Here is an 18,249-nt window from a genome sequence, read left to right as displayed (position 1 = left end):
TAGTAGAAAGAAGGTTAGTAATAATCGTATTTATTACGCGTTTTTTGAAAGCATGCCCTGAGGAGGAGCTCTTAAACCTTTGATGAAAAACTTGCGAATGATCGGTCCCGCTAGAGGTTTACCTAATCCGAAGTCTATTTCAAAGGTAGTGAAAGATGGGATTTGAAATTGATAAGTTGGAATTTGATCAACATGTTGATGAAAAAATACAAAGCAATAATGACAATCTATTGAATCAAATGGTTGCTGATTTTGATTGGAATGGTCATGATCCGCATGTTTATGTACGCCAATTGTATTGCAATCTGATTGATGTACATGCGCATGATCATGCAAAGAAAGCATGATCAAGGATATCAATATAATAGATATTCCAGATAATGCGATGTATTGCCTAAATTGAGCGATGTACTTGTTCACAATGCAAATGTACAACAAATGCAATTAAGTTGCAAATCAAAATATACTTTGTTGCATTAAGATCTAGGATGGTATTGCGTGATAATACTTTGTAGATATTCTTTATCTATATGGGTGTAGATTTCGGTTGTACTGATGCTTTCATGCCCCAACATATCTTGAACAGCTCTTAAATCAGCGCCACCTTCGACTAAATGAGAAGCAAAACTATGTCTAAATGTATGCGGACTAATTTCTTTTTGAAGATTTATTTTGGAGGCTAGATCTTTGATAATTAAGAAAATCATCACTCGAGAGAGGGGTTTTCCTCTACGATTTAAAAATACGTAATCTTCTTGCCCATTTTGTATGGGTTGATGTATTCGAACGTCTTTTATATAAAGGTTCAGGTATTTTATAGCCTGTTGTCCAATAGGAATTAAACGTTCTTTATTTCCTTTTCCTTCCACTTTAATAAATTCAACGTCTAAATGTAAGTTGGATATTTTTAGATTGGTTAGTTCAGAAACACGTAAACCACAGCCATATAATATTTCTAATATGGCTTTGTTTCGCATTCCCTCTAAAGTGGACAAATCAATTGCGGCAATTAATTGATCTATTTCCACAATGGATAGTACCGATGGAATTTTACGAGCGAGTCTTGGAGATTCAAGGAGTTCTGCAGGATTATTAGCCCATTGTTGTTCAATTTGTAAAAATTGAAAGAATGTTTTTAAACCTGAAAGAATTCTGGCTTGGGAAAAGGGTGAAATAGCGAATTGCTGAATCCATGATAAAAAATCTTGTAAACTTTTACTAGTTACTTGGTTTAAAGGTAAATTGACGTAAATTAAATAATCTTGCAATTTTTGAACGTCGTTTAAATAGGCTAAAATACTGTTTTGGCTCAAACCCCTTTCTAATAGGAGGTATCGTTTAAAATCAAGCTTGAGGGCATCCCATTCCATGTGTTAAATATATGTAAAAGTTATACTATGTAGGCTGCAATTTTTCTAGAATAAAGAATTAGTTGTAGATTCGACTTTGAATTAACAAAATTACCATCCAAGTAAAGAATTAAAGATTATGAATTTTCTAAAACCCTTGGCGCTTGCATTTTTATTACCATTCGGAACCGAATTAGCAAGTGCTTATGTACCATCCTCTTTAAGTTCAGAGGCCAAAGTTGTACTATTAACAGATACATCGAAATGGGATGCCCAATTGCCATTTGATAAAGAAGTGAAGGTAGGTAAATTGGCTAATGGATTTCAATATTATATTCGTAAAAATACGGAACCTGAGAAAAGGGTTACCATGTATTTAGCTATTAAAGTAGGTTCCATTTTAGAAACTGAAAAGGAATTAGGATTAGCCCATTTTTTAGAGCACATGAATTTTAATGGATTAAAACATTTTCCTAAAAATGAGTTAATCAATTATTTGCAAAAAGCAGGTGTTCGATTTGGTTCTGATTTAAATGCCTATACTTCTTTTGATGAAACTGTTTACCAATTGCCTATTCCTTCGGATGATCCAGAATTGTTAAAAAATGGTCTTCAAGTGATGCGGGATTGGTCACAAGATGCGATGTTGGAAACGGATGAAATTGATAAAGAGCGTGGTATTATCATGGAGGAAATGCGAGGAGGTAGAGGAGCTATGCAACGCATGCGTGATCAATATATGAAGGTGATGGTCAATGGGTCTAGGTATGCAGATCGTTCTCCAATAGGTACCGAAGAAGTCGTAATGAAGTTTGACCCAGAGGTCATTCGTACATTTCATAAAAATTGGTATCGCCCTGAATTGCAATCCCTAATTGTGGTGGGTGATGTAGATCCTGTTTATATTGAGAATGAAATCAAACGCTTGTTTTCAGACATGCGAGTAGAAAAAAATCCAATAGCAAGAACCAAATACACTGTAGATCTTCTTAATAAAAATCAGTTTATTAAAGTAACTGATCCAGAGATGACGTATACCGTAGGTCAGATCTTGATTAAACATCCAGAAGAAAAGGTTAAAACCGTAAAAGATTATCGTCGGGAGTTATTAAAAGGTGTTTATGGACAAATGATCAATTCTAGGTTAAGTGAATTGGGACAATCTGCTAATCCGCCATTTGTACAATCTGGAGTTGATATTTCTGATTTTATTGGTGGCCTAGATAATTTCGGTGCGTATTTTGTTTCTAAACCAGGACAATTTGAGGAAGGTTTCAAAGCGATCGTTCGGGAATTAGACCGTGCGGATAAATTTGGCTTTACGATTACAGAATTTAAACGTGCCATTTCTGCTTATGCTAAAGGGAATGAAACTTCTTACATCGAGCGAGATAAGCGTAAATCTGACAGTTATGTAGGCGCATATTTAGATCATTTTTTAAATGATGGCCTTGCTTTAAGTAATGAGGATCGTTATCAATTAACGAAACAATTATTACCGTCATTGACACTTAAAGAGGTAGAAGCTATAGGTAAACAATTCTATATTGATAATAACCGCGATGTATTAATCCTTGCTCCAGATTCGGAGAAAGACAAATTACCAGCAGAAGAAAACATCAATGCATGGTTTTCAGATATTGATAAAGAACAATTGACTGCTTATGTGGATCAAGTATCAGAATTGCCATTGCTTGCTAAGGAACCTGTAAAAGGAAGTATTAAATCGGAGAAAGCTTTAGCGAAGATTGGATCCAAAGAATTGATTTTAAGCAATGGGGTTAAAGTGGTTTTAAAGCCTACAAGCTTCAAAAATGACGAGATTTTAATTAGTGCATTTAGTCCTGGAGGTACTTCCATTTATGCTGATGCAGATTACATGTCTGCTAGCTTTGCAGCGAATCTAGTAAATAGTAGTGGTATTGGTCAGTTAAGTACCATTGAACTGCAAAAATACTTAACAGGTAAACAAGTAAATATCAGTCCATTTATTCAAGAACGTTCGGAAGGCTTATCTGGCTCATCGGATAAGGAAGGTTTAAAGACCGCTTTCGAAATGATTTACGGATATTTTACAGCCCCTAGAATTGAGGATGATATTTTCCAAAGTATCATGAGCAAACAGCTCAGCAATTTAGAAAATAGGGATAATGATCCAAATTTTGTGTTCTCCCAAGGCATGATTCAGACATTATATGGTACTAATATTCGAAGAAATCCATTCAATAAAGAAACGTTATCGAAAGTAGATAAGCAACGTGCTTTAGAAATTTATAAAGACCGTTTTGCTGATGCTTCAGATTTTACTTTCGTAATTGTTGGCTCATTCACCGAAGAAGAAATTAAACCCTATTTGACCGATTATTTAGCCGCGCTACCAGCTATTGGTCGTAAAGAGCAAGCAAAAGATTTGAAAATTGTGGAGCCTGCCAAAGGAATTGAAAAAATTGTCCAAAAAGGGAAAGAACCTAAAGCGAATGTTAGGTTATCCATCTACGGCGATTACACTTTTAATGATCAGGAAAACATAAACATGGCGGCATTGGAAAATGTACTTTCAAATCGTTTGTTAAAACGCCTGAGGGAAGAAGAAAGTGGGGTATATGGTACAGGAGCTCGCGCATCTTACGGTAAAAATCCGATACCACGGTACAGTATTAATGTAGGTTTCGGGACGAGCTTAGAAAAATATCCTTCTTTAATTAATTCCACGTTGGATGAATTTAAGAAAATTAAAGCTGCTGGTCCTGCTCAGCAAGATTTGGATAAATTTATAATCGAGGAGAAACGCCAACATGAATTGAATATTAAAGAGAATAGATATTGGTTAAATCAATTGTTGAGCAATTATCAATTAGGTAAAGATCCTGCTTCTAGCACCTTATACCTTGATAATTTAGAAAAAGTAACCGTTCAAACGGTTAAAACTGTGGCTAATAAATATTTAAAAGAAGATAAATTATTCAAATTTATATTATTACCAGACGCAGAAAAAAAATAAGCTAAAAAGCTCAGTAATGAATATACAAAGGGGTAAATTTTTGAATAAACCCCTTTGTTCTGGAATAAAAAAAGGGATGAAATATCAATATTTCATCCCTTTTGTATTTCTAATGGATAATTTATCCTTCTAAGTCCATTATCTCTTCAGCTAAATTCTCCCAATCTTTTTGCAATTGTTCATAGTTAGCTTTTTCTGAATTGTAATTTCTAGTACATTCTTGCAATTTAATTGCATCAGAATATATCTCCTCCAAAGCTAAATCATGTTCTAATTTATTAACAAGACTTTGTTTTTCCGAGATTTTTAGCTCCAAAGCAGCAAGCTCCTTATTTTTCTTTAGCAATAAACGCTTGGAATCTTCCGTAACAGGCGTTTTTTCTTTTTTAGGTTCTTCCTTAACTTTTTTAACTTCCTTCTCTACAGGTTTATACACACGCTTGGCATTCCAAATTTCATATTCCTCATACGTACCCGGGTATTCTTTAATCTGCTTGTCTTCAATAAACCATATTTTATTTGCAACATGATCTAAGAAATATCGATCATGGGATACGACTATCAATGTACCTTCATACTGCTGAAGTGCTTGGATTAAAATATTGACGGAAGCCATATCCAAGTGGTTGGTGGGCTCATCCAAAACTAAAAAGTTAGCATCTGCAGTCAACGCTTTGGCTAAAGCCACCCTAGATTTTTCTCCACCAGATAAAACCTTAATCTTTTTAAATACGTCATCCCCAGTAAATAGGAAACAGCCTAAAATAGACCTTATTTCAGTTTCCGTATGTTTAGGTGCAAAGGTCACCAATTCTTGCAATATGGAATTCTCTAAGTGTAAAGATTCTAATTGATGCTGTGCAAAGAAGGTTTGAGAAACATTATGACCTTTTATACTTTTACCTTTAAACTCGTTATCGGCATCAGCGACAATTCGTAATAGGGTGGATTTACCCTTACCATTGGCGCCAATAAGTGCTATTTTATCTCCCTTTTCAATAAGACCATCGGTATTTCTTAGAATTTCAAGATTTGGATACGATTTAGAGATATCTTCTATCGTTACAACATGTCTTCCCGAGGGTTTTGAAAATTTAAAACTAAAGTTAACTTCTGGATTATCATCATCCACATTATCCACTTTTTCCATGCGGTCAAGCGCTTTGATTCTAGATTGAACCATTTTAGCTTTACTTGCCTTGGCGCGGAAACGCTCAATTAACTTTTCTTCCTGTTTTATTTTGGCTTGTTGATTCTTAAACTGATTACTTTGAATTTCCTCACGTTGTGATTTCTCTTCTAAGTAAAAGCTGTAATTCCCAGCATATAAGTTAAGTTTCCCTTTTCGAGATTCAACGGTTTTATTTATAATTCTATCCAGAAAATACCGGTCATGGGATACAATAACGATTGCTCCGTCAAATGCTTGCAAATAATTTTCCAACCATTTGATGGATGGTAAATCCAAGTGATTGGTTGGCTCATCCAGCAATAAGATGTCTGGTGTTTGAAGTAATATTCTAGCCAACATCACGCGCATACGCCAACCTCCAGAGAAGGTCGCTAATGGCCTTTGTTGTTCATCTTCTGAAAACCCTAAACCTGCTAAAATTTCATGCGCTTTAAATTCGATATGATAACCATCAAGGGCTTCAAATTCCATTTGTTTATTGCTCAGTTTATTAAGGATTTCATCGGAATAATCCGTTTCCATTTTTTTAAGCAGTTCTTCAATTTCACCATGCAATTGATTTTGTCTTTCAAACGCTTCCATTGCAACATGAAGGATACTTTTGTCGGAATGATAGGAGAGTAGGTCTTGATTTAAATAGCCTAATTTCAAATCTTTGGCCATGGATATGGTTCCACTGGTAGGTTTATAATCGCCTACAATGAGTTTTAATAAGGTGGATTTTCCAGTACCATTAGCACCGATCAAGCCAGCTTTATCACCAGGTTTGATATGCCAGTTGGCTTCATCGTATAAGGCTCTAGAGCCAATTTCAAAGGTTAAGTTATTTATAGATATCATTTCGGTAGCAAAAGTAATGAATATTTCTCCATCTTTGGCTACATTTGCACTTATGTATAAGTTAGTCAAACCATTTTTCTTTTCCATGAATCCGGAAAAAGCACATTACAGTGTCACTTCTGGACTGAAGACATTTAATAAAATTTGGGGTTCAAAATCTATATTAAAGTCTTTATTTACGGTTGAGGATCCAATATTGGAAACCCAAGTTTTTGGATTAACCTTTAAAAACCCAGTGGGTCTAGCTGCTGGATTTGATAAAAATGCGGAGTATATTGAAGATATGAGTAGGCTAGGCTTTGGTTTCATTGAAATTGGGACCGTGACCCCTAAGCCGCAACCTGGGAATGATAAACCACGAATGTTTAGGTTAGTGTCTGATGCTGCCATAATTAATAGAATGGGTTTTAATAATCAAGGTGCTGATGTTGCAGCAGGTCGTTTAAAGCATTTGAAAGAGAAAAATGGAGTGATTATAGGTGGGAATATTGGCAAGAATAAATTGACAGCTAATGAGGATGCTGTAGCGGATTACAGCTACTGTTTTCAAGCCTTATTTGATTATGTGGATTATTTTGTTGTCAATGTGAGTTCTCCAAATACGCCAGGATTACGTGATTTGCAAGAGAAAGAACCTCTAAAAGCCTTATTACATACCCTGCAACAATCCAATGCTTTAAAAAGCAATCCTAAACCTATTTTATTAAAAATTGCTCCTGATTTGACGGATTCTCAATTGGATGATATTATAGAAATCGTGCAAGAAACAAAGATTGCTGGCGTAATTGCAACCAATACGACGATTTCCCGTGAAGGGTTGACAAGTGATCCAGCCTTAGTGCAAGAAATGGGTGGGGTAAGTGGTAAACCATTGACAAGCCGTTCTACACAAGTAATCGCCTACTTACATCAAAAGTCTAATCAAGCATTTCCTATTATAGGCGTAGGAGGGATACATTCAGCAGCAGATGCAATCGAAAAATTGAATGCAGGAGCTAGTTTGATTCAAGTGTATACAGGATTTATTTATGAGGGTCCCTCTTTAGTTGCGGATATTTGTAAAGCGATAATCAAACAAAGAAAATCATAATCGAACTATGAGCATATAACACAAAAAAAGCCAGTTCGTACTGGCTTTTTTTGTCGGCATTAGTGCTATTTAAGGCTGTTGAATTTTCTTAAGGATAAAAGATTCTTTTAATGGACCTTCTATAATTTTTCCATCTTGATCTAGGCTGAACAATTGGTTTTCACCTACTTTTAATTTCATGTTGACCTCTTTACCCATTAAATGAACTATGGATCCATTGTCATGCCACATGAATTTGCCATGATCTTCTAAATTAGTATCTCTTTCTTGATAAGCAGCCTTATAATGGAAGGTTTCGTTATCATTCAATGTAATGCTGGTTTCAATTCCTGGACAATCTGCACAGGGTAATACACCTGTATAAGTTCCAGCCCAATCTAAGGAAGTTTGAGAATTATCTCCTGTGGCAATGGATGTACTATCAGTAGGGCTATGTTGATGTTCTGCTCCAGGTTTATTACTGTTGGATACACAGGAAGTCATACTCCATGTCAGCAACATGGCCATTAAAATAATTGAATTTTTCATATTAATTTAATTTTAAGCAATTTAATCAATATGTTTTGATTATAGCTTATTTTTAATGGTTAATTGTGAAATAGTTTTGAAGAACTTGTAGCCTAATGCTGGTAAATACAGTTAACTCTAAAGAAAAGGATTTCCGACCAAATCTATGTGTTGGATCAAACCACCTTTACCTTGGCCTAACTTTACATCTTTTGCGCGTTTCAAAGCCTCTTGTACATACTGTATAGCTTTTTCTACCGCAACTGTTAAGGAGCAACCTTTGGCAATATAACTCGCAATGGCAGACGATAAGGTACAGCCTGTACCATGGGTATTCATGCTCTCGATTTTTTCATGTTGATAATATTGAATCTGTTGATTCTTTTCAACCAATATATCTGTCAATTGTGTGCTATTTAAATGCCCCCCCTTCACTAATATTGCTTCACATGCCCATTTGGAAATATTAGGAATTGCAGCCTTTACGTCATCTAATGTTTTAATTCTAGTCGAAAGGATAAAAGAAAGCTCATCTAAGTTTGGTGTAATTAGATTGATTAATGGCATTAAATCATAAATATGGGGTATGAGATCTTGTTGATTGATAAATTGATATCCAGATGAGGATACCAATACTGGGTCATACACTACAAAACCGTCGTACGCTTTTAAATAGCTGATTAATACGTTGAATTGCTCCTTGCTATGAAGCATGCCGATTTTGATGCAATGCGGATAACTATCTTCAAAAATACTGTCTAGTTGCATTTTAAAACTCTCCATTGGTAAATCTAAGATGCTTTTTACCCCTAAGGTATTTTGAATAGATAAGGCCGATAATACATTCAATCCATAACATCCTAGCGCTGCAAATGTTTTATTATCAGCTTGTAAACCTGCACCGCCGGAGCCATCAAAACCAGCAATAGCAAGTATGGTAGGTATCGTAAATTGATTTGAAATAGTCATTTCCATTTGTTTAAGCTAAAAATTAATAAACTGGGAAATGAATAAATAGTATACTTGAATGCGATACTATTTAAGCTTTTCCCTACGCTGCTGTTAACCAGATCAGGTTCTAAGGGTTTTTCTCAATTCGGATACCGAATACCCCTAAAGCTTAGACAAAGCTATGTAAAATATTACGTTTTCATAAGTTTACTCATTGTATGAATATTCGAAGCATTATTTACCAAAGGTTTAGCTACGCATTTTTAGACTAATTTTCCCAATACTACAAAGAGGAGGAACACTTATCGGAAGGAAGGTGCTTTTATATAATGATTCCATATCAAGAAATGAATTAGTACGTGTTATGCCTGTTTTCCTGTTAAATTTTAGGTATACATTCACCTGATGCCAATATGCTTGATGAAGGAACTGATTCCGAACAGGTATAGATCATTTTAATTATCCCATCTGGGATAATTAAAATGATTTATACCTGAGTGAATTCAATTGCTTCATTTTTGTTCATCTTGTCAGTTTTGCTGCTGATCAACATTTATAAAAGCTGTATGGAGTATTTCAGTACGGAGCGTATGAATTATCGCCTAAAAATAAAACCAAAATTGATGTGCTGTGAACCAAATTCCTGATTGACTTTTTTAGTGAAAAGACCGTATGGGGCATAATTGTATCGAGCAAATACGCCAAAATTTTTATAAAACAAACTTAATCCTTGTCCGAAATGTAATGTTCCGAAAGCAGATTCAAAAGATGGTTCTTCTTCTTCTTCTTTTCGCCATTCCGGCCAATCTTCATATTCATATTCTTTTTCTATGTCATGATACATGTAAAATCCAACCCCAAATAGGGTATTCAGAAGGATGCTCCAAGTATGTTGCGGACTTAATGAAAAACGATGATCCAATCTTAAGCCAAGCATACCTGCAAAAGGTTTAGTATAGGTTTCAAGATCTTGGTTTTGATACCAAAAATAGGTCTTTTTAGGAAAAAATAGGGAACCACCTAGTCCAATGGAACTTCGATTATTAATGTTATTTAAAATCCATATTCCGACAGCAGGACTGCTATTCATGATATTCTTTAGCTGGCCTTGTGGAATGGCAATGCCTCCTTCAAAAAGTAATTTGCCTTTGGACTCATCATTTATTTGATGATTAAAATCAGATTGAGCAAAACAATTGTAGATGAAAAAAAGGAGTAAACAGAGGGTATAGAATAGTCTCATAAATTTAGATTAACGGTTAAACATATTTGGGTTATTTAACTTGTTAGAAAGAATTTATGAGTAAAGGTTTAATGATATGACTATAAAAAAAAATGGCAAATCTACGCTAGATTTGCCGTTATCTTATGAAAGAGTTAAAATGAATATCCAAAACCTATGTATGGCCAATAGGGAATAAAGTTTCCTTGACCAAATACAGGGGAAAAACCCGCTCTAAAAGTAAAACCACCATCTACGGGTTGTCTTCTGTATCCAAAATTTAACGTACCTAATACGGTAGATTCGTTTCCGTTTTCTAAAAATAACACATCACTACCAGACTCAAAATCTGAAGATACATTCACAAAAGTAGCTCCTGCACCAAGTTCAAAATAATTACCTTTTTTACCCAATAAATAATTGAGCACTACAGGCACAGTAAATACTTTAATATCATCAGCCCCTCCTAAATAACTTACGCCGATTCTACCACCTAATCCATTGTTGGTTTTTTGAAATCTAGTGTCGTAATTAAAGGAGTAGGTTACTCCTGGGCCCAATACTTCAAAAAATAAAGATTGCTTTCGTGTTAAAGAAATATCCGGATTTGCATTCTGCTGTGCGAAACTAATAGTCGCACTTAAACATAGGATGGCGGTTGTGATGAATAATTTAATTGACATAATTGATTTATTTGATTGTATGGTAAAAATATGAATAATATTTTTAAGTATTACTAGATACTTTAATATGATTAACTTAAGGTTATAATTTAGTCATAATTTACAATTGATACATAAGTCATTGTTGCAATTAAAATACTTCTATATCCGTGTGTAATTGTCTTTGCAAAAAAAAACACAGATCTAGTGATCTGTGTTTTTATCGTCGTTTTACTATAGGTATTACGAAAGGACAAACTGAATTTCAGCCTGAAATTTCACATCAGTACTTACCATTAGACCACCAGTTTCCAAAGCAGCATTCCAGCTTAGATCAAAGTCTGTACGATTAATTTTTCCAGTAACGGTATATCCTGCTTTTTGATTTCCCCAAGGATCTTTACTTAAACCTCCAAATTCTACCTCTAAAGTAATTGGCTTTGTAATATTACGAATCGTAAGGTTGCCAGTTACTTTATATTCATCATCATCGGATTTAGTAATTTCTGTAGAAATGAAATTAATTGTAGGATGATTTGCTACATCAAAGAAGTCAGCACTTTTTAAATGTTGATCTCTTTGTTCATTGTTCGTGTTAATAGATTCAGTTTGAATTTCAACTTCAATTTTTGCATTTTCAAATTGATCTGTATCATTTTGTACATTCACATTAAAGGTGTTGAATTGACCTTTAACGGTAGAGATCATCATGTGTTTTACTTTAAATTCAATCTCGCTATGTGCGGTATCTAAGCTCCAGTTTGCCATAATATTTTTATTTTATAATGTTTTTTATTTGATGAACAAAAGTAGGATGAATAAGTTCTTAAACTCTTGATGTATGTTAAGAAATGAAATTCCCAGCACATTGTTTACGGGGAATTATTACTAATAATTTTTTTACCCATATGGTTTGACCATTAGTAAATCCAATTGCGCCATTTTCCCATCAAGGAAAATGCTTTTATCTAAATAGCTATACTCGCTGATAGGCTACAGATTAATAAATAATACCTGAATTTAAGCCATTTAATCTTTTAAATCAAACGTTTGAGAAGTTTTGGAATAGTTTGTGTACGTTTTTAGCTATACATGCCAAGAAATCGATCTGCCAAAATTAGGATTATATGCTATCAAACGTAATTATTGTAGGTGCTGAGAAAAAGTTAGGGAAAGGAATTTTAAATGAATGTTTAAGTAATCCCGAAGTAGACCGTGTTTTACTAATTTCTAGGGATAAGAATCTACAGTTAAAGCATCCGAAAATAAAACTACTGCATTTATCGGATTCAGAAAATTTAGACCAGTTAACGGAATTGATTGAATCCTATGATTCCTGTTTTTATTGTGATCGGGTTTCTATTAAGGAAGTTAGTAAAGAGCTGTATTTTGATAATAACTATACAAGAACATTGAAATTCGCATGGAATTTACTTCAAGCTAATTCTTCGATTATATTTTGTTATGTCTCTGCAGCGGGCACTGATAATTTGGAGCAGGCAAACCAATACAGTGCAAGGATAAACGGAAAAACTGAAAATGCATTAAATAAACTTAACTTCAAAAGAGTATATCATTTTCGTCCAGCCATTGTCCAGCCTTTGAATACGAAAAGTCTAGTACAACGCGGAGATCAAATTGTACGTTTCTTTTACCCCATATTAAGGACCTTTAGTAAGTCTTATTTTCTTACGTTTTCGGAGTTAGCCAAAGCGATGATCTATGTATCTATTTATGGATATAATAAACAAATATTGGAAATTCACGATATTTCGTTTTTAGCCAATGAAGGTGATCCTTTGGTATAGGTTAAACACAGGTGGTGGCAGGACAGTTTAACCATTCTTAAAGTCTACATTTGTAATGAATAGTTTATCGACCTTCATCTACCCATGAAAAGAATAATGTTCATCGTTTTATTTATGATGTTGAACATCATAAGTTTTGCTCAACAAAAAGTAAATGTTACGAATCCGTTATTATGTAATGGAAAACCCATTATTCTAGGAGATCCCTTTATGTATTTTCATAAAGGGATCTACTATTTAACAGGCACTCATGAAAATGCAGATAAGGGCTTTCCATGTTATACTTCTAAAAATGCCAAAGATTGGGAGTTTAAAGGCTTTATTTGGAAAAAGAATAGCTCCACTTGGGTGCAATCAGCTTTTTGGGCTCCTGAAGTTAAAGCCTATCAAGGCAAATTCTACTTAACCTACAGCGGTTTGTCGACCAAAATAAATGGATTGCGAATAGGACTTGCTGTGAGCGATCATCCTGAAGGACCTTTTCAAGACCTCAAAACTCCTTATTTTGATTATGGTTTTGGAGCAATTGACGGGCATCTTTTTGTAGATGGGGATAAACCATATCTATACTTTAGTATGAACGGACATCAAGATGGCTATAGTTTTGGAAAGATATATGCAGTTAAACTCAGTACCGACTTAAAGGAAGTACTTGGTGATACCATAAAGGTCATGGAAGCTTCACAGCCTTGGGAAAAAGTAAATTGGTCTCATAATCGATGCAATGAAGGTCCATTTGTCTTTAAAGTGAAGGATACGTACTACATGACTTATTCTGGAAATCATACGTTCGAAGCAAACTATGGTATTGGTTATGCTACAGCGAAAAGTCCCTTTGGCCCTTGGGTTAAAGCGGAAGAAAATCCAATTGCAGATAAAATACCGGAATTGGGAATAAGTGGAATAGGGCATAATTCCATCCTGCCAACGAAAAATAAGAATGAATTTTTAATTATTTATCATACACATGCGGATTCCAAGAAACCGGAAAATGGGTTGAGAATGGTCCATGTGGGTTTACTTACAGTCGGGAGACAGGGGGAATTGATTTTTCAAAAAGACATTTATTAATTTCGTTTATGTTATTCCCATTGCCTTGGCCTGTGAAGTTTATATAATTCAATCAATTTTAAACAGAATAATACAATTAAAGGAACATAAATTATTAATGATAATGTTTGTATGAATTCTAAATTCGAAGGGTTTCCTGTTAAATTAACTAGATATTTCGAAAAAATATAATTGGACCCCATTCCAAATAGGGTGCCCAAAGCAAAGAAAATCAATGCGTTGCTATGTGATTTTTTAATAATCGATTGGCTTTTTTCGGCCATTTCAATCTTAAACATTAAATTTTCCTCAAAGTCATTAAAAGGAAGCTCCACTTTGGATAACTTCATTAAGTCTTTAAATTTATCTTCGCGCATTTTCTTGTCCTATTAAATGTTTCTGTACTTCGATAGACATTCTTTTTCTTGCTCTATGAAGGATGACTTTAGTATTGGCTAATGTCCATCCCGTAATTTGGGTAATTTCTTCTAAATGCAATTCTTCTAAATAAAATAATCGTAGTGCCAATGCTTCCTGACCAGGTAATTGAAGCAAAGCGTCTTGTATCAATTGTTTTTGTTCTTCCTCAATCAACTTGGAAATGATGCTTTCGTCCATTTCCATAACCTCCTCTAAAGGTTCGATAGGGACAGTATCCCAGGAGCGCTTCTTTAAAGAGCTGTAGGAACAGTGAACGACAATACGATAAAACCAGGTGCTGAATTTAGCTTGTTTTTTAAATTGCGCTAAGGAGAGATAGGCTTGTAAAAAGGCATCTTGTACTACTTCCTCCGCCAAAAGTTCGTTTTTCACGATTGATATTGCAAGGGAAAAAGCCATGTCTTTATATGTTTTTACAAAATACCTAAAGGCATGACTATCTCCAGATAATACTTTATCAATGTAAAGATTATCCATCTATCTCATTTTTCTGTTCATCAGTATTAGGCTCTTTAAATCGTGCCGCTATCACCATGGATACCCCTACACAAAGTGTTATTATTCCAATAACGGCAAATCCTTCCGTCATATTATTGGAAATGATCTGATGTTGCATATTGTAACCTGCAAGGATTATTCCTAATGCAAATCCAATAGTTACTATGCCCACCTTTTGCCAAGGAAAAGCCACTCTAGGTAGTTTAGGGATTGGTCCACCTAATTTGGTAATGGTTTCTGCGCGATATTTACTAATAAAAAACACACACAAAGTAATGCAAATAAATAATGCAATTGGGATAAAAATAGCTAATACTTTTTCCATAATAATATTTTTATCCATTAGTGGTTCATCGGGGAAAAAAGGTTACAGATGTGGCTAATTATTTTTAATAGGATAAAAAAATTAGGTGCTCATTCGAACACCTAATGTAATTATACCTTTTTCTTAGCCCTATTAAGTCGATTTTTTTCCGCCTCTTAATAATGCGACTAAGATTAAAATGAACACGGCCCCTCCAACTACCCACATCCATGGCTGAACAGCAGAATCATTGCCTTTATCAATATCTACATCAATATCTAAACCCTTGTCTTGTGCAAAAGAGTAAATAGTCATCGCCAGTAACATGCATGTGGCCATGATGCTCTTTTTCATCATAAAGTACTTTTCCATAGTAATTGATTTTTAAGTTTATAAGATCTTTGATTAACAATAATCTGTAAATAATGTTTTATTGTTAAGTATTCTTGTCGGAGGTACTTATGCAATTAATTATTCGCTATAAACCCTTAACTTAAGTGGTAACTTTGATTTTTAAATTCCATGGAAGCATAATAAGCATATTTTTTAGGAGAAAGGGGGTAATCCCAACAGCCCATTCGATGAACAACTTGCCCACCAAAACCAGATTTAAATCGGTACAATCCGTAGAGTGGATGCGCTGGATCTGCTTGTGGAGATATCCCAAAGAAATCATATTCTGTACAACCTTTTTCTTTCGCTAGTTGCATTGCTTTCCATTGTAAGGCATACGTCGCCATATAATTCCTGTTTTCGGAAGCGGATGCTCCATATAAATAAGTGCCTCGATTGCCTGTGACTACTAGAAACATGGCTGCTAAAGGTTTATCTTCCACCTCTGCAATGAGTAAATAGACATCTGCCGGCGATTGTGTATCATTGGCACGGGCTGTTAACACAATTTTGAAATAATTCATATCGTGTAAGAAGAAATTATTCCGTAGTGCTGTCTGCCTATATAGTTCATACCATATTGAGAGACTTTCTAAACCTAAAGACTTTATTTTTACGCCTTTCTTGGTCGATAAATTGATATTGTATCGAGTTTTTGGTTTCATGTTTCCTAGTAAATTGTCGGTATCCTTTTTCAAATCCATTAATATGGTATTTGATGGTAGGATGTCTGTATTAGCCTTCCGAAGATTCCAATTTTCGGTACTATAATTTACCCGTATTTCTTGAATCCGCTTTTCTGGTGCACCCAACCAATTCCCATATAAATCGTAACAATCTTCTTCCTTTGCCCATAAAGACTGCCAGGATAAATCATACCGAATCATAAAGCAGGAGGAAGGTAGGCTCGTTCGTAGCGCTTCGGATAGCTGTTCTAGGAAATATCCCTGACAATCTTCTGCAGGTTCGATCTCCGGTCCATAAGGTACGTAGGCAATGCAATGGTCTTGATCCAACTTTTGAAGAATAATTAATAAATCACCTATAAAAAAGCTTTCGTCTTCCAAGTGATTTAAACCTAAGTCCGGAAGATTAACCTTAAAATTATAGGCAGATGTTTCTACGCCCTGTAATAGTTTAACCTTAGACCAATAAGCGGTCTGCTGAATGATGGAAGTTCTATAGATATCTTTAATACTCTTTTCTTGTAAATCTGCAATCATGATCATTGAAATTTTAAACCTTTGACTTTAAGTACTATAGTACAGGCCAAAAATGGCAAACATAGCCATAAAAGAGGTATTTGGCTAATAGATTTGTCAAAACCTTGTTAAAATGCTGCTGATTTTAAAAAATAGACCTGCTTTGGTAGTTTTTTTACACTTTACTAGGTATTGAAGTGGTATAATGCTTATGATTTACAGGCAATGCGATCGGTTTTTATGGGTAGAATAATTTGTCCCCACTACTTAAAACATTTCAGAAAATCCGATAGATGAATATGGATTATCTTATATATTTGATAACTAATTCTATTTGTTTATGGAATTATAGGTTGTGATGTCTATGAAATAGGGTAGAGGCCTATTGTATCCCTATCCTTTATTCGTAAAGTAGGAATAGCTCTAAGCGTAGTTTTTCAATGAATCAATTAGTGAAATAATTAGTAATATGGATTCCTTTACTATCAAATTTGAATTTAATGCACACATCAGTCAGGTATTTAATGCTTGGCTTGATCCTGCTAAATTTTCTATATGGTTAGGTCCTAGTGGGTCTCAAATGACTTTTCTACAAGCTGATGTTAGGGAGGGTGGGCAATCTTTCTGGGAAATGATCATGCTGGATGGTTCTAAGAAATATGGTGTTATCCATTTTATGAACATTGTACGGGATGAACGTTTGATTTATAAACAACATTTTTGTGATGCAACAGGTGGATTTATTCAAGCTCCATTTTCTGATTCATATCCAGCATATTTGATGACAATAGTCCATTTTACGCGTATGGAAGATTTTAGCACGCAAATTCAATTGACTTGGGAAGTTCTTCCTGATGCTACTGCAATGGAACTAGATACTTTTCAAGAAATGAAACCTTTGATGAGGACAGGCTGGACTGAATCTTTTTTTAAATTGAAAGGTTTATTGGAATCTTAATAGCTAATCCTGATTATTGGTTGATTATTGATTAATTAATAACGTTCGTTTCTAAACTATTAATCGACTAATGCTAAACTTATATGTTTTTGTTCTTTTATGATGCTTAATAGCTTTTCAATATAGGCTGTTCCTAAAACCTCTTCACTACGTTTGTAATTTATCCATATGATCTTAATTGGCTCATGAATAGCAAACTTTCCAAATCCTCCTTGTAAGATGTCGTGAAATGCATCTAAATTAGGGCCAATGTTCCAATCTAGATCATTAGTGAATAGTGCTTGTATGTGATTATAAAATTCCGTCTTGTCCTCAAATTTTGCGCCATCGATAATAATAATGAACTTATGGTCTTCCATTTTTAATTCAATTATTTAACGTTGATTATTAAGTTATTTCTTTTCTAATTAAACGGAAATAAACCTAATCTTATTTTTCAAGTTATCTATTTTGTTTAAAGCTACAGATTAACTCTATTTAAATATAGGTTCTTTGCTTTTACTTCAGGTATCTTCAGCATATTGTCTAAATTGAAATACTCGCCAATGAACGTTTTTTATACATACCGAAAATTAACACTTTATAAATGAGTAAGTTTTCTAAATATTAAAAAATAATTAACGATTATATTTGTATTTTAAAGAGAAAAACCTACCTTTGCATCACTCCAAACAAGGAGGGGTTCTTCAAAAAAGAATTTATACGATTCCGTAGCTCAGCTGGTAGAGCAATACACTTTTAATGTATGGGTCCTGGGTTCGAATCCCAGCGGGATCACAAA

At 34.4% G+C, this 18,249-nt stretch carries 18 protein-coding genes, 1 tRNA gene and 1 riboswitch; of the genes, 6 read left to right on the top strand and 13 right to left on the bottom strand.

Features of this window, described 5'->3' with window-relative positions; all coding sequences use genetic code 11:
• Positions 1–33: 33 nt before the first annotated feature.
• Together ACFRAE_RS15420 and xerD are read right to left on the bottom strand one after the other, a co-directional pair.
• Complete coding sequence (locus ACFRAE_RS15420) at positions 34–420, bottom strand: hypothetical protein (RefSeq protein ID WP_422798065.1); 387 nt, start codon at positions 418–420, stop codon at positions 34–36.
• A gap of 56 nt (positions 421–476) precedes the next feature.
• Entirely contained in the window at positions 477–1,370 is an 894-nt protein-coding gene (gene xerD / locus ACFRAE_RS15415) for a site-specific tyrosine recombinase XerD (RefSeq protein WP_422798064.1), read from the bottom strand.
• 118 nt (positions 1,371–1,488) lie between these two features.
• On the opposite strand from xerD, the gene ACFRAE_RS15410 reads away from it, so the two are divergent.
• On the top strand, positions 1,489–4,350 hold the full coding sequence (locus tag ACFRAE_RS15410; protein WP_422798063.1) for a M16 family metallopeptidase: 2,862 nt from the start codon (positions 1,489–1,491) through the stop codon (positions 4,348–4,350).
• 121 nt (positions 4,351–4,471) lie between these two features.
• Here the strand turns inward: ACFRAE_RS15410 and ACFRAE_RS15405 are convergent, their stop codons facing one another.
• Positions 4,472–6,382 (bottom strand): ABC-F family ATP-binding cassette domain-containing protein, encoded by a 1,911-nt coding sequence (locus ACFRAE_RS15405; protein WP_422798133.1) that lies wholly within the window; start codon positions 6,380–6,382, stop codon positions 4,472–4,474.
• A gap of 52 nt (positions 6,383–6,434) precedes the next feature.
• Between ACFRAE_RS15405 and ACFRAE_RS15400 the strand changes: the two genes are divergently transcribed.
• Positions 6,435–7,472: a quinone-dependent dihydroorotate dehydrogenase gene (locus tag ACFRAE_RS15400; RefSeq protein WP_422798062.1), complete on the top strand. Its 1,038-nt coding sequence runs from the start codon at positions 6,435–6,437 to the stop codon at positions 7,470–7,472.
• A gap of 69 nt (positions 7,473–7,541) precedes the next feature.
• Here the strand turns inward: ACFRAE_RS15400 and ACFRAE_RS15395 are convergent, their stop codons facing one another.
• From ACFRAE_RS15395 to ACFRAE_RS15375, 5 genes are all read right to left on the bottom strand, one after another.
• The gene (locus ACFRAE_RS15395) at positions 7,542–8,000 is read right to left on the bottom strand and encodes a copper resistance protein NlpE (RefSeq protein ID WP_422798061.1); all 459 of its coding nucleotides are present in this window, start codon (positions 7,998–8,000) and stop codon (positions 7,542–7,544) included.
• Between the two features lie 117 nt (positions 8,001–8,117).
• On the bottom strand, positions 8,118–8,948 hold the full coding sequence (thiD, locus tag ACFRAE_RS15390; RefSeq protein WP_422798060.1) for a bifunctional hydroxymethylpyrimidine kinase/phosphomethylpyrimidine kinase: 831 nt from the start codon (positions 8,946–8,948) through the stop codon (positions 8,118–8,120).
• 62 nt (positions 8,949–9,010) lie between these two features.
• Positions 9,011–9,104, bottom strand: a riboswitch (TPP riboswitch).
• 421 nt (positions 9,105–9,525) lie between these two features.
• Positions 9,526–10,173, bottom strand: coding sequence for a hypothetical protein (locus tag ACFRAE_RS15385; protein WP_422798059.1), 648 nt, complete (start codon positions 10,171–10,173; stop codon positions 9,526–9,528).
• Positions 10,174–10,307: 134 nt separating this feature from the next.
• Positions 10,308–10,835 carry a hypothetical protein gene (locus ACFRAE_RS15380; protein ID WP_422798058.1) on the bottom strand — a complete coding sequence of 176 codons (528 nt, stop codon included), beginning with the start codon at positions 10,833–10,835 and terminating at the stop codon, positions 10,308–10,310.
• Between the two features lie 222 nt (positions 10,836–11,057).
• Positions 11,058–11,582, bottom strand: coding sequence for a YceI family protein (locus tag ACFRAE_RS15375; protein WP_422798057.1), 525 nt, complete (start codon positions 11,580–11,582; stop codon positions 11,058–11,060).
• Positions 11,583–11,941: 359 nt separating this feature from the next.
• Between ACFRAE_RS15375 and ACFRAE_RS15370 the strand changes: the two genes are divergently transcribed.
• Together ACFRAE_RS15370 and ACFRAE_RS15365 are read left to right on the top strand one after the other, a co-directional pair.
• Positions 11,942–12,622, top strand: coding sequence for a nucleoside-diphosphate sugar epimerase (locus tag ACFRAE_RS15370; protein ID WP_422798056.1), 681 nt, complete (start codon positions 11,942–11,944; stop codon positions 12,620–12,622).
• 84 nt (positions 12,623–12,706) lie between these two features.
• Positions 12,707–13,693 (top strand): glycoside hydrolase family 43 protein, encoded by a 987-nt coding sequence (locus ACFRAE_RS15365; protein ID WP_422798055.1) that lies wholly within the window; start codon positions 12,707–12,709, stop codon positions 13,691–13,693.
• A gap of 342 nt (positions 13,694–14,035) precedes the next feature.
• On the opposite strand, the gene ACFRAE_RS15360 is transcribed toward ACFRAE_RS15365, so the two are convergent.
• The 4 genes from ACFRAE_RS15360 to ACFRAE_RS15345 all read right to left on the bottom strand — a co-directional run bounded on the left by ACFRAE_RS15360 (position 14,036) and on the right by ACFRAE_RS15345 (position 16,531).
• Entirely contained in the window at positions 14,036–14,590 is a 555-nt protein-coding gene (locus ACFRAE_RS15360) for an RNA polymerase sigma factor (protein ID WP_422798054.1), read from the bottom strand.
• A complete protein-coding gene (locus ACFRAE_RS15355) occupies positions 14,583–14,936 on the bottom strand; it encodes a hypothetical protein (RefSeq protein ID WP_422798053.1) in 354 nt (117 codons plus the stop codon). Before ACFRAE_RS15355 ends, ACFRAE_RS15360 begins: the two co-directional genes overlap by 8 nt.
• Positions 14,937–15,068: 132 nt before the next feature.
• Entirely contained in the window at positions 15,069–15,287 is a 219-nt protein-coding gene (locus ACFRAE_RS15350) for a hypothetical protein (RefSeq protein ID WP_422798052.1), read from the bottom strand.
• Between the two features lie 116 nt (positions 15,288–15,403).
• Positions 15,404–16,531 (bottom strand): lipid II:glycine glycyltransferase FemX, encoded by a 1,128-nt coding sequence (locus ACFRAE_RS15345; protein WP_422798051.1) that lies wholly within the window; start codon positions 16,529–16,531, stop codon positions 15,404–15,406.
• Between the two features lie 448 nt (positions 16,532–16,979).
• On the opposite strand from ACFRAE_RS15345, the gene ACFRAE_RS15340 reads away from it, so the two are divergent.
• A complete protein-coding gene (locus tag ACFRAE_RS15340; protein WP_422798050.1) occupies positions 16,980–17,468 on the top strand; it encodes an SRPBCC family protein in 489 nt (162 codons plus the stop codon).
• 59 nt (positions 17,469–17,527) lie between these two features.
• Here ACFRAE_RS15340 and ACFRAE_RS15335 read toward each other — a convergent pair whose 3' ends face one another.
• Positions 17,528–17,827: a barstar family protein gene (locus ACFRAE_RS15335; RefSeq protein ID WP_422798049.1), complete on the bottom strand. Its 300-nt coding sequence runs from the start codon at positions 17,825–17,827 to the stop codon at positions 17,528–17,530.
• 345 nt (positions 17,828–18,172) lie between these two features.
• Between ACFRAE_RS15335 and ACFRAE_RS15330 the strand changes: the two genes are divergently transcribed.
• Positions 18,173–18,245, top strand: a tRNA-Lys gene (locus ACFRAE_RS15330).
• Positions 18,246–18,249: the final 4 nt, after the last annotated feature.

Source organism: Sphingobacterium sp. HJSM2_6, assembly GCF_049316305.1.
Lineage (GTDB): Bacteria > Bacteroidota > Bacteroidia > Sphingobacteriales > Sphingobacteriaceae > Sphingobacterium.
The sequence above is the reverse complement of the archived record's forward strand: the minus strand, read 5'-3'. Positions and strand labels throughout refer to the sequence as shown.

Excerpts from the sequence above, each read along its gene's own strand:
- xerD (WP_422798064.1), bottom strand. The coding sequence starts at position 1,370 with ATGGAATGGGATGCCCTCAAGCTTGATTTTAAACGATACCTCCTATTA.
- ACFRAE_RS15410 (WP_422798063.1), top strand. The coding sequence starts at position 1,489 with ATGAATTTTCTAAAACCCTTGGCGCTTGCATTTTTATTACCATTCGGA.
- ACFRAE_RS15405 (WP_422798133.1), bottom strand. The coding sequence starts at position 6,382 with ATGATATCTATAAATAACTTAACCTTTGAAATTGGCTCTAGAGCCTTA.
- ACFRAE_RS15400 (WP_422798062.1), top strand. The coding sequence starts at position 6,435 with ATGTATAAGTTAGTCAAACCATTTTTCTTTTCCATGAATCCGGAAAAA.
- ACFRAE_RS15395 (WP_422798061.1), bottom strand. The coding sequence starts at position 8,000 with ATGAAAAATTCAATTATTTTAATGGCCATGTTGCTGACATGGAGTATG.
- thiD (WP_422798060.1), bottom strand. The coding sequence starts at position 8,948 with ATGACTATTTCAAATCAATTTACGATACCTACCATACTTGCTATTGCT.
- ACFRAE_RS15385 (WP_422798059.1), bottom strand. The coding sequence starts at position 10,173 with ATGAGACTATTCTATACCCTCTGTTTACTCCTTTTTTTCATCTACAAT.
- ACFRAE_RS15380 (WP_422798058.1), bottom strand. The coding sequence starts at position 10,835 with ATGTCAATTAAATTATTCATCACAACCGCCATCCTATGTTTAAGTGCG.
- ACFRAE_RS15375 (WP_422798057.1), bottom strand. The coding sequence starts at position 11,582 with ATGGCAAACTGGAGCTTAGATACCGCACATAGCGAGATTGAATTTAAA.
- ACFRAE_RS15370 (WP_422798056.1), top strand. The coding sequence starts at position 11,942 with ATGCTATCAAACGTAATTATTGTAGGTGCTGAGAAAAAGTTAGGGAAA.
- ACFRAE_RS15365 (WP_422798055.1), top strand. The coding sequence starts at position 12,707 with ATGAAAAGAATAATGTTCATCGTTTTATTTATGATGTTGAACATCATA.
- ACFRAE_RS15360 (WP_422798054.1), bottom strand. The coding sequence starts at position 14,590 with ATGGATAATCTTTACATTGATAAAGTATTATCTGGAGATAGTCATGCC.
- ACFRAE_RS15355 (WP_422798053.1), bottom strand. The coding sequence starts at position 14,936 with ATGGAAAAAGTATTAGCTATTTTTATCCCAATTGCATTATTTATTTGC.
- ACFRAE_RS15350 (WP_422798052.1), bottom strand. The coding sequence starts at position 15,287 with ATGGAAAAGTACTTTATGATGAAAAAGAGCATCATGGCCACATGCATG.
- ACFRAE_RS15345 (WP_422798051.1), bottom strand. The coding sequence starts at position 16,531 with ATGATTGCAGATTTACAAGAAAAGAGTATTAAAGATATCTATAGAACT.
- ACFRAE_RS15340 (WP_422798050.1), top strand. The coding sequence starts at position 16,980 with ATGGATTCCTTTACTATCAAATTTGAATTTAATGCACACATCAGTCAG.
- ACFRAE_RS15335 (WP_422798049.1), bottom strand. The coding sequence starts at position 17,827 with ATGGAAGACCATAAGTTCATTATTATTATCGATGGCGCAAAATTTGAG.